The sequence below is a fragment of the Agathobaculum sp. NTUH-O15-33 genome (genome assembly GCF_033193315.1).
Classification (GTDB): domain Bacteria; phylum Bacillota; class Clostridia; order Oscillospirales; family Butyricicoccaceae; genus Agathobaculum; species Agathobaculum faecihominis_A.
Genome location: NZ_CP136187.1, coordinates 1,780,096 through 1,793,545 on the forward strand (window position 1 = coordinate 1,780,096; position 13,450 = coordinate 1,793,545).

The window sequence follows — 13,450 nt, forward strand, 5'->3', positions numbered from 1 at the left end:
ATTGCATTATTGTATTATTCATATAGAACAAACAGACAAAAGGAGAGAAACATGGAGCTTACACAAAAGAAGGGAATCAATGCGTTTCAGCTAAAGCTGCTTGCGCTCATCATCATGACGATCGACCATATTCATTATTTTGGTTCCTCGCTATGGAATGTGCCCGAAATATTAACGCTGATCGGACGGATCGCGGCCCCCATATTCGTATTTATGCTGGCAAACGGTTTTGGCTACACGCACAGCAGGGGTAAATACCTGCTGCGCCTATATATTGGCGCTACGTTAATGCAGCTCGGCAATATCGTGATGAATCGGCTGTTCCCGCTGCAAAACAATGTGATCGTGATGAACGGCATTTTTTCGACCATGGCGTTGATCGTTTTTTACCTCATTTGTATCGAGGGCCTGCGCGGCGCGGCGCGTATGCGTCAATATGGCCGAATGGCGCTGTGTATTCTGGGGATTCTGGCGCCTATCGCGCTCAGCTTCGCACTGCTGCCGCTGCTCAGCGCGGCGCCGCTCGCGGCCAACGCGCTGATGATCTTTGTACCTTTGCCGCTGATTTGCGAGGGCGGCCCGCTATTCGTCGTGCTCGGTATCGGCTTCTATTATTGCCGTAAGAGTAAGCTGGCTACGGGGGTATTCTACACACTGTATTGTATCATTACGCTGCTTTTAATCGGATTAACGCCCGAGAACATCCAATATATTTTCTTTATGTGGCTGTCGCTGCCGTTTATCTTACTCTACAACGGCGAAAAGGGAAGAAGCATGAAGTACCTATTCTACATCTACTATCCCGCGCACGTGTATATTTTGGCGATTGCCGCGTCCCTGCTGGGCAGCGCATTAGCATAACAAAAGGGACGGCTGCAAAGCCGTCCCTTTTTGTTATGCGTGCTGTTTGCTTCGCGCGGCGGTGAGCCGGCGCATGGGCGCGAGTACCGCGCAGGAAAGGGCGGCGGAGCGCCCAAGATCGCAAAGGATAAGCGGCACCGCGAAAAAAACTTCACCATGGCGCGCAAAGTCGCCCACGGCGGCAAGTCCGGCCGCTGTAAAATTGGGGTAGGGCAGCAGGGCCGCCGTGTGCGCGCCCAGAAGCAGCGCCGTGCGCAGGCAGAGCAGCGCCAGCAGCGCGCCGCCCGCGGACATGCCGCGCGCCGCCGCGCCGGAAAGCCCCTCCGGCAGCGTGAGCGCCAGCACGAGGGCGGCGGGAAGCAAGGCGTTCAAAATCTCGCCGGTCTGTCCCCATAGGCCCCATTGCGGCGCTTCCAGATAGGTGACGCGCAGATCGGCCACTGTCAGCACGCCCGAAAGCGCGCACACCGTCATGGCTACCGCCGCGATGGGCAGCGCCCACATGGCGGTACGGATCTGCCCGACACGGGCGATCAGCAGCGCGCTTACCGTAAGCGCAAAAATCAATCCCCACAGCGACCGCCCGACAAACAACGTCTTTTGCAGAAACACCGCCATGCGCGAGAGCGAGCGGCAAAGCGGCCACAGCGCGAAAACGGCCAGCGCCCATTGGGGAACGCGGTACTGCCGCGTGAACGGCGCGAGCTTTGCCGCGCCCGCGACGATCAGCGCGGTGATCAAGCTGGCAATCGCGGCCGCATAAGCCGTTTGCGTCGATACCCCGCAGTAAAGGAGCTCCGCCAGTGGCAGCAGCGCGAATAACGCCGCGCCCCAGCGGGGAAAAAGCCGCTCACGCATGGAACCCGTCCTCCATTTCTCCATCTAAATAGCAGGAAAGCTTTTCGTTAGCGAATACCGCGACGCCCGCGGGCGAGATCTGGTCGAATTCATCGACATGCAGCGCGGGCAGAATGGCCGTGCCGTTCGCATGCAGCACCTCGGTCACGCGGTAAAGCGGCATATCGGGCAGCGTGCCCTGCTCGGCGGCAAGGTCCAGCAGATCGGCAAGCGCGAATACCTCGCTGTCCTGCTGCATCAGAGCGGCGGCTTCACCGTCCCGTACCACGGCGGCGCGCAGCGAAAGCCGTACGTCGCTGAGCTGGCATAAATAGTCCGCCAGCGTTAGAATGCCTTCGTTGGCGACCGCTTCGTCGATCAGCAGCACCTGCGCGTGGTTCAAATACAGCTCGTTGCCCAGTACGCGTTCAATGTTTTGCAGCAATTCGGGCATGTCGCGCCCGGTGGCGGAGAGATAGGCGGGCGCGGCCGCGTCGTCCAAGCTGTCCTGCCGCACGACTTCGGCAGTCAGTCGGTAGCCGTCCTCCAGCCGGTCGAGCGCAAGGCTCGATACCGGCGAGACCTCGCGCGCGCAGCCGCAAAGCACAGTGAGCGCGGCGAACAGCGCCATCAGTGATCGTTTTTTCAATGCCTGTCCTCCTTTTTTACGGGGAAGCGGTCGTGCCGCATGAAAAACCAGGGTGCGCGCACATACGCGTCCTCGTGCTCGATGGAAACGCGCGGCACCAGATTGAGCAGATAGGGTACCGAACAGGAGCGCATGCCGCACAGCATGGCCAGTATGATCGCGAGCGCGATGCCGACGCCGTACAGCCCATAAGCCGCCCCGGCGGCCAGCAAGCCGAAGCGAAGGTATAGCGCGGCGGTTTGCAGCTTGGGCACCATCAGCCCCGTTACGCCCGCGATCGCAACGACGATGACGGTGGGCGCTGCGGCAAAGCGGGCGGATACCGCCGCCTGTCCCAAAACAAGGCCGCCGACGATGCTCATCGTCTGTCCCATGGGGCCGGGCGTTCGCGCGCCCGCTTCCTTGAGCGCCTCTAAAACAAGCAAAAGCAAAAACGTTTCCCAACCGGCTGGCAGGGGCACGCCGCGCTGCGCCGCCGATACCGCAAACAGCAGCCGGGCGGGGATCAGCTCGCGGTGGTACAGCATGAGCGCCGTATAAATGGCGGGCACGCATACGGAAAACAGAAAACCGATAAGCCGCAATAGGCGCGACAGGTTAGCCTGCAAAAAGCTGATATAGTAATCGTCGTTCGATTGGAAGCACTCTTGTAGCAGATAGGGTGCGGTCAGTACGACCGGGCTGCCGTCCACCACGATCGCGCAGCGTCCTTCTACCAAACGGGCGGCAACAACATCGGGCCGCTCGGTGGTGCCGAGGGTGGGGAAGGGCGACCAGCGGTGGTCGCGGATGCGTTCGGCCAGATAGTTGGAATCCAGCACGCTGTCCGGGTCAAGCGATTCTAAGCGCTTTTTCAGGTTTTGCACCAGCTTGTCCTCGCACACCCCGGCGAGGTAAGCGAGGCATACCACTGTATTGGTGCGTGTGCCGATACGCAAAAAGGTGAATTTGAGCCGCCTGTCGTTCAGGCGGCGGCGGATCAACGACAGATTGGGCATAAAGCACTCGGTAAAGCCCTCGCGTGGGCCGGAAAGCACGCGCTCGTTCGTGGGCTCCTGCGTCGAGCGCATGGTGAAGCCCTTGGTGTTGACGACGACCGGGCGGCTTTCCCCCTCGGTGAAAACCACCGTGTCGCCATATAGAAAGGAAGCGAACAGCTTGTCGGAATCGATCTCCACGCGGCTGTCGTTCACCTGCAAAATGGTCTGCGCCAACTCCTCCGACGAAACGCGCTTGCGGTCGGAGCAGACGATGGGCCGGATGATGCTTTGGTTGATGGCAATGGCGTTTACCATGCCGTCGAAAAAGAACACGGCGCAGGAAAGCCCCTTGGGGCTTTGCGCGCGCCGGGTGACAAGCGTGTTGTCCCCCTGAAAAATATCCTGCATCAGGCGGATGTTTTGCTCCAAATCGGTGGAGAATGTAATTTTATCCATGGCTGCACCCCTCATTTCAGAGACTTGCTCCCGGATAGCATGGCGCAAATGAGGGGTTTTATGCACCGTTTAGGTCATCTGCCAGAACCTCGCCGAACAAACGGATCGAAGCGAGCGCCTCTGTGAGCGTGTTGCCGGATGAGCCGACCTCAACCAGCATGGAACCCGCGCGGGCGTGTTGGTTGAAGCGCTGCGTGCGCAGGTTGACCGGTCGCATCAATCCGGGGTGCTGCTGGTTCAACTCGTATTGCAGGCCCGAGACATAGCGCAGGTTATCCCGCCAGTTGTCATGCGTCAGTCCGCCGTCGTTCGTGCCGACGACGAACATCAGCTGCGCCATTTCTTTGCCGTCAATCGTGCAGGAGGTTTTGTAGGCGCGGTTATCGTCCGTCAGGATAGAATCGCGGTGTACGTCGATCACGACCTTGATCGAGGGATGCGCTTCGATCTCGGCGTTGATCTCTTCGAGCGCGCGGTCGTAAGAGCCGGAATAGGCCGGCGTGTCGAACATTTCGCGGCAATGCAGCGTTTTAATGCCGTTCTTTTCGAGCACGCCGGCTAATTCGTCGCCCACGCGCACCACGTTGTAGCGGATATCCGTCGTGCGTTCAAACTCGGTGGGCGTGTAGGGGAAGGCGGCGTCCGGCGCGTAGCTTTCGCTGCCGTGCGTATGTACGATCAGCACCTGCGGTTCGCCGTTTGCTTCCGCGCGGATCGGGTAGGGATCGGCAAGGCAGGCGGCGGCGTCCACGGAATAAGAGGTTTCGTTATTGATGGTAATGGTCGCCGCTTTATCGGCGGCAGAAAGAACGGGCGCGTCGTTTGGCTCGGCCTGTGGGATATAAACGCTTTCGGACAGCGGGGTGTCCGCCTGCTCATCCCGCGCGGCGGAGGGCGCGCGGGGGGCGAATACCTCATCCGACGTAGCGGATAGGCCGAGCTCAAACGACACGGCGTGCGCGACAAAACCGCTGTTTTTTGCCAGATCGGTCAGGATCGCGCGCACCGTGCTTTCGCCGCCCGCGCGGGAGAAGAGCAGCAGCGAGGCGGCCAGACACAGCGTGACCGACGCCGGCAGCGCCACTGTGCGCCGCCGGCGGTATTTTTTTCTGTGCCGAACCATGTCCACCGCCTCCTTGTCTTTGTCTCTATCATACGCCCTTTGCCGCGCGAGTATGACAGAAAAGGGACGAATGGAATAGTAAGGAATTAGAAGTTAGGAATTAGGAGCTTTTTGAATTTGAATTAGTAATTAGTAATGATCGTTCCGCGTGTAGCGCGGTAATTTAAAATATCGGCCGTTGGCCGATTTCCTACAACTCCTACTTCCTAACTCCTAACTACTATCTTTCCTAAAAAGCCGATGGCTTTTTAGGAAAGATAGAGGTCGATATCGGTCACACTCAGGTGGGGGTGCAGCGCCATATTGATTGAATAGCCGATCATACGGGCAATATCGGCGACCTCGCGGTCGATGTCGCGCGTGGTGATCATGACCGGACTGGACAGGTCGTCCAGCGCTTCGCAGCTCGCGCCGTTCATCTGCGCGCCGATCTCGTGCGCAAGCGTCGCGCCGTCCACCACAGTGGGCACGCCTACCGCGATGACCGGTACGCCGAGCGTTTCCTTATTAAAGGCGGCGCGTGCATTGCCGACGCCCGCGCCCGGTGTGATGCCGGTGTCCGCGATCTGCACCGTACGCATCAGGCGCGATAGGCGGCCCGCCGCGAGTGCGTCCACCGCAATGACGGCGCCCGGGGCTATGCGGTCCATCACGCCTTGCACGACTTCGCCGGTCTCGATGCCGGTCTGACCTAAAACGCCGGGCGCTAAAGCGGATACCGCCCGCCAAGAAGAAAAAATATCCGGTTCATGCTCGACCAAATGCCGCGTGGCGATCACATGATCCGCGGCCTGCGGGCCGATCGCGTCCGGCGTGATCATCCGGTTGCCCAGACCGGTCACCAGAATAGGGGCGGATTTTGCCGTTTCCGGCAAAAGTTCGGATAAAAGCGTGCTGAGCGCGCGGCAGGCGCGCGGGAAAGCGTCCTCCTCGCGGCGCATCAGCGCCGTCAATTCCAGCGTTAGATAGCGGCCGCGCGGTTTGCCCAGCTCGCGCGCCGCCTCCTCGCCGAGGATATCCACCTCGCGCACGGAAAAGCCCTCCAGTGTGCGTTCAGTCTGTTCCACCTGCCGCAGCTCGGCGGCTTTATCACTGTTTTCAATCGCTTCAACCGCCAAATCGGTGCGAAAAGCCATGGTAACCACTCCTTTTCAGCTATTGTGCGGCAGGGAATAAATCTTATGCGAAAGAAATGAAAAAAAACCTTGCATTTTACAGAATCAAATGCTAAAATAGAACTACTGACGAATTGATAACGAAGGAGGTGTTTTCGGAATGCCCAACATCAAATCTGCGAAGAAGCGCGTCAAGGTCAACGGCGCCAAGAACCTGAACAACCAGATGGCGAAGAGCGCGCTCAAGACTGTGCTGAAGAAGTTCGACGGCGCTGTCGCCGCCGGCGACAAGGTGGAAGCGACTGCTCAGTATAAGACCGCTGTCAAGGCGGTTGATCAGGCGGCTGCCAAGCACCTCCTGCATAAGAATAACGCTGCGAACAAGAAGAGCTCGCTGACCACCAAGCTGAACGGCATGGCGTAAGGCCTCTCTTATAGCTGCAAAGGAAGAGACACCGGACCTCAATCGAGGGCCGGTGTTTTTTTGTTCGCAAGAATATTTAGACAATTATCAAAATGATATTGACATTCTCACCAAGAAAGATTATTATACGTTTAGATAAACATCTAAACGAGGTGAGACCAATAAAGCTCTGGCCCTTTACGGTTGGCGTTGCCGCCGCCGCTGCGTTTGTGATTGCGCTGGTAGGATTGCGTTTATCGCGCTGCAGCTTTACATGCAAGGCGTGCGGCAAAACGTTTCACATTCCGTGGCGCCGCGCCCTTTGGGTACAGCACTATAACAACGAATACATATTGCGGTGCCCGCATTGCGGACATAAGGGCTGGTGCGTGGCAGTCGCACCCAGTGAGAAGGAGGGGAATTAGGTGAGCTTTCAACAAAGCTTCAAAGCGTTGTCTGATCCGATCCGCCGGCAGATCCTGCATCTGCTGCGCGCGGGGCCGATGGCGGCGGGCGATATCGCGCAGCGGTTCGACGTATCGGGCGCGACGATCTCGCACCATCTGTCCATTCTGCGGGACGCCGGACTGGTGCTTGATGAAAAGAAAGGAAAGTACATTTACTACGAACTCAACATGTCGGTCGTGGATGAAATTCTGGGCTGGCTTTCTGCGTTAAAGGGAGACGATGAATCATGAAAAAGTTCAGCAAAATGCAAATCTTAGCATGGGTGCTCGCGGTCGTTCCATTGATCATGGTGGCCGCGGTCTATGGACGCTTGCCCGATCAAGTGCCCACGCATTGGAGTTTGGACGGTACGGTCACATACGGTTCAAAGACCACGCTTTGGATGATCGCGGGGCTTACGGTCCCGTTCGCGGTGCTGTTTCCCGTGCTGCCGCGTATCGATCCACGGAAGAAAAATTATCATAAGTTTCTACCGTCTTACGACCTGTTTCAGGTGGTTATGATGCTGTTTATGATCGTGATGAGCGGCATCGTGATTGTCGAAACCATGCGCCCCGGTACGGTGCGCGTCGGCAATGTGGTGACCGGACTGGTCAGCCTGCTGCTGCTCATCTTGGGCAATATGCTGCCGAAATTCCGCCAAAACTATTTCAGCGGCTTGAAAAACCCGTGGACCTTAGCCAGTGAGAGCGTTTGGGTCAAGACCCACCGTCTGGGCGGGCGGCTGATGTTTTTGGCGGGCTTGATCGGTCTGACAACCTGCTTTTTACCCGACCGGCCGCGTTTTGCCGTATTCTTCACCGCGTTGATCGTCGCGGTGCTCATTCCCAATGTGATGAGCTACATTTGGTTCCGCCGAGAAGGGGAGAGTCAGCCGTGAAACGAATCTGCATTTATCTGGCCGTCACCTTTCCGCTGACATGGGCGCTGTGGGGGCTGGCGACCAGCGGCCCGGTCGTTACCGGTATGCCGATGGCGACGCAGCTGATGATAGGGCTCGGCATGCTGTGTCCCACGATCGGCGTATTGATCACGTGGCTGATCCTGCGCAAACGCGAACCGTTTTCCCTTCCGCTGCGGCCGAAGTTTCGCGGCAACGCGAAAAGCTACCTGCTGGCTTGGTTCGGCCCCTCACTGGCGGTGCTGGCTGGCGCCCTGCTGTATTTTCTGGTTTTTCGTAATCAGCTCGATCCATCCATGGGCTTTGTACGGGAGATGGGCGGCAGCGCGGCGGCCTTATACGCGGATGGTACGATCCGCGCATCCGTTATCCTACAAATTGCCGTGGCGGTGCTGTTAGGCCCGCTGATCAATGTGATCGCGGGCGCGGGGGAGGAGATCGGCTGGCGCGGTCTGCTGTATCCCGCGCTGCGTGAAAAGCTCTCTCCAGCCGCGGCCTGTCTGGTGGGCGGTGTGATATGGGGCCTGTGGCATGCGCCGGTCACAATGCGAGGCCATAATTATGGGCTGGATTATCCCGGCTTCCCATGGCTGGGCGTGCTTGCCATGTGCGTGTTCTGTATTGCGATGGGTACGCTGCTGCACTATCTGACCGTGAAAAGCGGCAGCATCTGGCCCGCGTCGCTCGCGCACGCCGGGTTAAACGCGCTGGCCGCCGCGCCGATGATGTTCTTGCCGTCGGCCGCTACCGGCAGCCGCCTGCTTGGGCCGAGCGCTGCCGGTCTGCTGGCCGGACTGCCGCTTCTGGCGACGGCCGTCGCGTGGATGGTCGTAGAAAACCGGAAAATGGCGAAACCAGTCCCCACCGAACAGCCAAACCCTTAAAAATTTAGTTTCCAAAGTGGTGCTCGACATTTTTAGTCAACTTATAACTTGCAAAGTGGGGAAGAGTGTGTTATAATTTTGCAGTAAGTTTGCACAGGTGGTGAACCAAACCCTACCTGTGTTGGAAACATACTGCAAGGAGAAGATTATGACAAGAACGCGGAAGCTTCTGGCCGGTGGTTTGCTGGTCACTGCCGTCGCGGTCAGCGGTCTCACCGCAGCGCTCGCGACGGAAAACGTTTCGCAAACCTATGCGTATTTGCCCGATCACTCTGTTTATTTTTATGACGTATCCGACGGCTACGCGTGGGCTCACCGCGAGGTAGACGCGCTATCGCTGGCCGGTGTGATCAAGGGCAGCGGCGACCATTTGTTTAACCCGGAATCCCCCATCACCAGAGCGGATTTTATCGTGATGCTCGATCGGGCATACGGGATGAGCACCGCGCTGGATAACGGCCTGATCGCATCCAAGGGCGCCTTTGCGGACGTACCGGCGAATGCGTATTACAGCGAAGCCATCACGGCTGCCAAGGCCTTTGGCGTTGCCAACGGCGCGGAAGGGAACAAGTTTAACCCGCAGCAAAATATGACGCGACAGGACGCTATGGTATTTTTGAAGCGGACGATCGACCGCACGCAGATCAGCCTGCCCGCGGGATCGATGTCCGGCTTTTCGGATACGGCGCAGGTTTCCGGCTATGCGCGGGAATCCGTCGGTTCGCTGGTTTCGGCGCATGTGATCAGCGGTTCGGGCGGCAAGATCAGTCCCAAGGCGCTTGTCACGCGCGCGGAAATGGCGGTCATGCTATACCGGGCGACCCATTTGACAGAGCAGGACAGCGGGACCTTTTATGAAAAACGCGGCGACGTGGTCAATGTTTGCATCGGCGCGCAGGTCTATGCCGATGTGGAGATCGAAAACTACGATCCCACCGTTTACTACGGCGAGCTGATGCGCTACTCCAAGCTGCGGCAGTCCGGCGGAACGACTTATATTACGCTGGAGGAAAACCAGCCGATCGACCGAACGGCAACTTATGCGAACGGTACGCTCACACTGAACGATCCCGCGGGCGAAGCCGGGGCGACGGTCAGCTATCCCACCGCTTCCAACTGTGTGGCGATTGATGTGACCCATTATCACAAGATCGACGCGCCGACAGGCACGGGCGGCAAGTATCGATACTGCTACCCCTCGATCGTGGATGGCGAGGTCACGGCGATCTATTACACCGAAGGATAAAACAAAAAACAGACGGCTCGGGCCGTCTGTTTAGCGTGTCGACAAAGTCGACACGCTGTCTAGGGGGCACCCGGTGCCCCCTAGATACTCGACCAGTTCCGGAGAAACCGGTCTCGATACCCCCGGATTACGCGCCCGGTGGCGCGGGTCGAGGTGTTTTTTCGAGGTACACGCCCCCGAAAAAAACGGATTTTACGTCGCTTCGCTCCATTTTCCTTTCTATGCGCGCTGCGGCGAGAGACCTTTGTCTATAGTCTGAACAGACGGCCTCGGGCCGTCTGTTTTTTTTTGTGAAAAAGATTTTGACAAACCGCTTGACTCTGACATGGTGGCAGGTCCTATACTGTATTTGAGCTCAAGAAGAACAAAACAGATATCTGTGGGAGGGAACCAAACCTATGCTGAAAATCGGCGAGTTTTCCGGCCTGTCGCGCATCAGCGTGCGCATGCTGCGCTATTATAATGAACTGGGGCTGTTGCGGCCCGATCATGTCGACGAAACGACCGGCTACCGGTATTACCGGGAGGACCAGTTGGCGCTGGCCGCGCGGATCGCGGACCTGCGGGACATGGGCTTTGGCGTGACGGCGATCGGCGAGGTGATCTTTGGCGGCGATGAAGCGCTCGAACATGCGCTGCGCCTGCGGCGCGCCGAACTGATCCGCGAGCGTCAGGAGCTTTGGGAGCAGCTGAACCGTCTGGAAATCGCCCTTCAGCGCCTTGGAAAGGACGAGAGCAGAATGAAATACGAGGTTAGTGTAAAGACCTTGCCCGAACGGTATGTGGCAAGCGTACGCGGCGTGCTGCCCGTTTACGCGGAGGAGGGCCGCCTGTGGCATACAATGATGAAGGAGTTGGGGATGGCGAACGTACGGCAGGCGCAGCCGTGTTACGGGCTTGGCATCTACCATGATTTGGAGTATCGCGATCACGATGTCGATGTGGAGATCCAGCTTGCGGTAGAAGGCAAGCATCAGGATACGGAGCACGTCAAATTTAAGACCGTGCCGCCCATCCTTATGGCTTCCGCCACATATCAGGGCAGTTACGCTAAGCTGAGCGAGGTAAACGCCTCGGTGGCGGAATGGGTGCGCGATAACGGCTATGCGTTCGCAGGGCCGAATTTCACGATCGATCACGTCAGCCCGCACGATACGCAGAACCCGGACGAGCTGGTCACCGAAGTGTGCTACCCGGTCAAAAAGAAAAGCGAATAATTTAGCGTCATGCGCGCCGCGCTTGCTGCAAAGCGAGCCCCCGGACGGAGCAGTGTTTTTCACTGGCCTGTCCGGGGGTTCGTTTTGCGCGGCAGTTTTGTAAAAATTTGCGGTCGCGTTCGTACCGATGTCGAAGAATTGGACATATAAAACTATATTTCCAATATTTATATGGTCTGTAGAGCGGCATGAAGTGTTGGTTCGACATAAAAAGCCATATATTTTTATTATACACCGTTCCGCTGCGTAACAGTCAATACCAGCAATGCTCTGTGGTTTTTTGTAGAAAACGCACAGAAATACGGTGGTTTTTTCTTAAAAAAAGGGGAGTGTGCTGTGATTATGATGTATTACATGTTACGTAATGTCAATGTTTGGAGCTATATTTTTGTGCAAAATCATCAAAATCGGATTGATTATGGTAAATCCTCATGATAAAATATTATAAAGTCATCAACGACGTAAAACGAAAAAGACGGCCGCATAATCGTGCCGCGATCGCCATGGCGGAGGGAATGATTCTGTATGGAAAATTGTTCAGCTCAAAATGAAGATGCCATTATTATTGGAGATTTATCAAAAATTTACAGTGTATCCAAAAGAACGCTGCGTCTGTATCATGATATGGGACTGCTGATCCCTTATTATGTAGATGAAAAAACCGGCTACCGCTATTATCTGTCCAAGCAATTCCCGCGTTTGGAAATGATTCTGCAAATGAAAAATGCCGGGCTTTCCCTAAAACAGATCAAGCAAATGCTGGACACGCAAAATCTATCCCTGTTTGAAGCAATTTTGGGAGAGCAGCTCGACCAGCTGGACGAAAAGATCGCGGAATGCCAGATGTGCCGGGAATCCCTGTCCAAGCAGCTGGAAGGCTGCAAGCTGATCCAAAACCCGCCGGTCTTTAATTCGATCTTCACCGAGTATATGCCGCGCCGAACGGCCTTTATTTATCGCGATATCGACAGCTACGATCTTGTCAACAAATATCCGGAGCATTCTCCGTGGAAGGACGCGCTGGATAAGGTGAAAAAGGTTTTCATTCAAGAGGGCGTACCGCTCACGCTGTTCCAGCAGGTGGGGGGCATCGTTTCCAAGGAGGATCTGGAGCGCGGCCGCCTGCATTGCAGCGGTACCTTCATACAGATGGATAACGGTTACCGCTACCACCTGCCGCAGACCTCTGTCGACTCCGGCATTTATGTGTGCATGTATCAAAAATACAATGCCATGGATAACTCGGAAGAGGTACGTGGCATTCGGATGCTGCTGAACTATATTCGAGAGAACGAATACCAAATCTCCGGCTCTTACATTGGACAAGTCGTTGCGGAATCATCTATTTTCGACTATAACGATACCCAGATCATTCTGAAACAGCAAATACCGGTCAAGGTTATCCCGCATTAAAAAACCCCAAGCGCATCCGTAAAGCAGCGCTTGGGGGTGTAGGCGGGAAAGGACGCTGTGGGCAGCCGGTCTTCCGGCCCGCCGTTTTAGATATATCCGTAGAAGGGCTTTCTGCAAACCGCGGATTCAACCCAGCGGATCATGGTGGTGAAATCGTAAACCGGCAGGTTGACGGCGGCCTGCACGGCGGCCGCATAGGGCGGCATATCGCTGCATTCCAGCAGGATCGCGCCGATATCCGGGTTTTCCGCTACCATTTCCTTGGCGGCATGCACCATTTCCGCGCGGACCTTGGCGTTGTTCATGGTGTCGCGGTCTCTGGGGATCGCGGAGAATTCCGCGGCCTCCTCCATCGATTTTACGACCAGCATGGAAGGATCGTCCACGCCGCAGCAAGACAGCAACTCATCGTCAAACGTGCGGGTGACCGCGCACAGAATGCCGATCTTTTGGCTCTTTTTCAGACCGATTCGGATCATCGGAATTTGGGTCAGGCTGGAGGCGTATACCGGAACGTCCAAGCGCTCGGTCAACTGCTTCTGCCAGCGGCCAAAATAACCGCAGGCGCAGATGATGGCGCGCACGCCGTCCTCTTGCAGTTCCTTGCCCACCGCGGTCAGATCGTCGATGATGGTGGGATCCTTGGTGTGCAGGCGCGGAGAGTCCACGGTCCGTACCCTTGCATAGCGCACCGGGAAATCATAGGTGCAGGCGTTTGCAACGTTGCCGGGAACGATGGGATAGCCCACGTTGAGCAGCATAATGCCGATCGGATAGCCGGACATCTGCTGTGCGAGCGGCTTGACGACGTCGAAATCATCATCGCCCTTGCCAATATAGCCATAATGCTTCATGATACCGTTTCTCCTTTATAACTGGGCGCGGCGGGGGCGGGCG

14 protein-coding genes are annotated in these 13,450 nt (G+C 56.8%); 8 read left to right on the forward strand and 6 right to left on the reverse strand.

Annotated elements, in window-relative coordinates:
- Positions 1-51: 51 nt before the first annotated feature.
- Complete coding sequence (locus tag RWV98_RS09025) at positions 52-861, forward strand: TraX family protein (protein WP_317865368.1); 810 nt, start codon at positions 52-54, stop codon at positions 859-861.
- Between the two features lie 33 nt (positions 862-894).
- On the opposite strand, the gene RWV98_RS09030 is transcribed toward RWV98_RS09025, so the two are convergent.
- From RWV98_RS09030 to gpr, 5 genes are all read right to left on the reverse strand, one after another.
- Complete coding sequence (locus RWV98_RS09030; protein ID WP_280960392.1) at positions 895-1,719, reverse strand: hypothetical protein; 825 nt, start codon at positions 1,717-1,719, stop codon at positions 895-897.
- Positions 1,712-2,347: a Ger(x)C family spore germination protein gene (locus tag RWV98_RS09035; protein WP_280960393.1), complete on the reverse strand. Its 636-nt coding sequence runs from the start codon at positions 2,345-2,347 to the stop codon at positions 1,712-1,714. The genes RWV98_RS09030 and RWV98_RS09035 overlap by 8 nt, the downstream gene beginning before the upstream one ends.
- Entirely contained in the window at positions 2,344-3,783 is a 1,440-nt protein-coding gene (locus tag RWV98_RS09040) for a spore germination protein (RefSeq protein ID WP_317865370.1), read from the reverse strand. Before RWV98_RS09040 ends, RWV98_RS09035 begins: the two co-directional genes overlap by 4 nt.
- 58 nt (positions 3,784-3,841) lie before the next feature.
- The gene (gene spoIIP, locus RWV98_RS09045; protein WP_280960395.1) at positions 3,842-4,906 is read right to left on the reverse strand and encodes a stage II sporulation protein P; all 1,065 of its coding nucleotides are present in this window, start codon (positions 4,904-4,906) and stop codon (positions 3,842-3,844) included.
- Positions 4,907-5,154: 248 nt separating this feature from the next.
- Entirely contained in the window at positions 5,155-6,042 is an 888-nt protein-coding gene (gpr, locus tag RWV98_RS09050) for a GPR endopeptidase (RefSeq protein ID WP_317865372.1), read from the reverse strand.
- Positions 6,043-6,181: 139 nt separating this feature from the next.
- On the opposite strand from gpr, the gene rpsT reads away from it, so the two are divergent.
- From rpsT to RWV98_RS09085, 7 genes are all read left to right on the forward strand, one after another.
- Positions 6,182-6,445, forward strand: a complete 264-nt coding sequence (rpsT, locus tag RWV98_RS09055; protein ID WP_280960397.1) for a 30S ribosomal protein S20 — start codon at positions 6,182-6,184, stop codon at positions 6,443-6,445.
- A gap of 404 nt (positions 6,446-6,849) precedes the next feature.
- On the forward strand, positions 6,850-7,122 hold the full coding sequence (locus tag RWV98_RS09060) for an autorepressor SdpR family transcription factor (protein WP_280960398.1): 273 nt from the start codon (positions 6,850-6,852) through the stop codon (positions 7,120-7,122).
- On the forward strand, positions 7,119-7,772 hold the full coding sequence (locus tag RWV98_RS09065) for an SdpI family protein (RefSeq protein ID WP_317865375.1): 654 nt from the start codon (positions 7,119-7,121) through the stop codon (positions 7,770-7,772). The genes RWV98_RS09060 and RWV98_RS09065 overlap by 4 nt, the downstream gene beginning before the upstream one ends.
- Positions 7,769-8,677, forward strand: coding sequence for a CPBP family intramembrane glutamic endopeptidase (locus tag RWV98_RS09070; RefSeq protein ID WP_317865376.1), 909 nt, complete (start codon positions 7,769-7,771; stop codon positions 8,675-8,677). Before RWV98_RS09065 ends, RWV98_RS09070 begins: the two co-directional genes overlap by 4 nt.
- 148 nt (positions 8,678-8,825) lie before the next feature.
- Complete coding sequence (locus RWV98_RS09075) at positions 8,826-9,923, forward strand: S-layer homology domain-containing protein (protein WP_317865378.1); 1,098 nt, start codon at positions 8,826-8,828, stop codon at positions 9,921-9,923.
- Positions 9,924-10,321: 398 nt separating this feature from the next.
- Complete coding sequence (locus tag RWV98_RS09080; protein WP_317865380.1) at positions 10,322-11,140, forward strand: MerR family transcriptional regulator; 819 nt, start codon at positions 10,322-10,324, stop codon at positions 11,138-11,140.
- A gap of 525 nt (positions 11,141-11,665) precedes the next feature.
- Entirely contained in the window at positions 11,666-12,553 is an 888-nt protein-coding gene (locus tag RWV98_RS09085; RefSeq protein ID WP_280960403.1) for a MerR family transcriptional regulator, read from the forward strand.
- An 86-nt stretch (positions 12,554-12,639) separates the two neighbouring features.
- Here RWV98_RS09085 and RWV98_RS09090 read toward each other — a convergent pair whose 3' ends face one another.
- Complete coding sequence (locus tag RWV98_RS09090; protein WP_317865382.1) at positions 12,640-13,407, reverse strand: aspartate/glutamate racemase family protein; 768 nt, start codon at positions 13,405-13,407, stop codon at positions 12,640-12,642.
- Between the last annotated feature and the right edge of the window lie 43 nt (positions 13,408-13,450).

Coding starts and splice junctions, on each gene's coding strand:
- RWV98_RS09025 (WP_317865368.1), top strand. CDS start 52: ATGGAGCTTACACAAAAGAAGGGAATCAATGCGTTTCAGCTAAAGCTG.
- RWV98_RS09030 (WP_280960392.1), bottom strand. CDS start 1,719: ATGCGTGAGCGGCTTTTTCCCCGCTGGGGCGCGGCGTTATTCGCGCTG.
- RWV98_RS09040 (WP_317865370.1), bottom strand. CDS start 3,783: ATGGATAAAATTACATTCTCCACCGATTTGGAGCAAAACATCCGCCTG.
- spoIIP (WP_280960395.1), bottom strand. CDS start 4,906: ATGGTTCGGCACAGAAAAAAATACCGCCGGCGGCGCACAGTGGCGCTG.
- gpr (WP_317865372.1), bottom strand. CDS start 6,042: ATGGCTTTTCGCACCGATTTGGCGGTTGAAGCGATTGAAAACAGTGAT.
- rpsT (WP_280960397.1), top strand. CDS start 6,182: ATGCCCAACATCAAATCTGCGAAGAAGCGCGTCAAGGTCAACGGCGCC.
- RWV98_RS09065 (WP_317865375.1), top strand. CDS start 7,119: ATGAAAAAGTTCAGCAAAATGCAAATCTTAGCATGGGTGCTCGCGGTC.
- RWV98_RS09075 (WP_317865378.1), top strand. CDS start 8,826: ATGACAAGAACGCGGAAGCTTCTGGCCGGTGGTTTGCTGGTCACTGCC.
- RWV98_RS09080 (WP_317865380.1), top strand. CDS start 10,322: ATGCTGAAAATCGGCGAGTTTTCCGGCCTGTCGCGCATCAGCGTGCGC.
- RWV98_RS09085 (WP_280960403.1), top strand. CDS start 11,666: ATGGAAAATTGTTCAGCTCAAAATGAAGATGCCATTATTATTGGAGAT.
- RWV98_RS09090 (WP_317865382.1), bottom strand. CDS start 13,407: ATGAAGCATTATGGCTATATTGGCAAGGGCGATGATGATTTCGACGTC.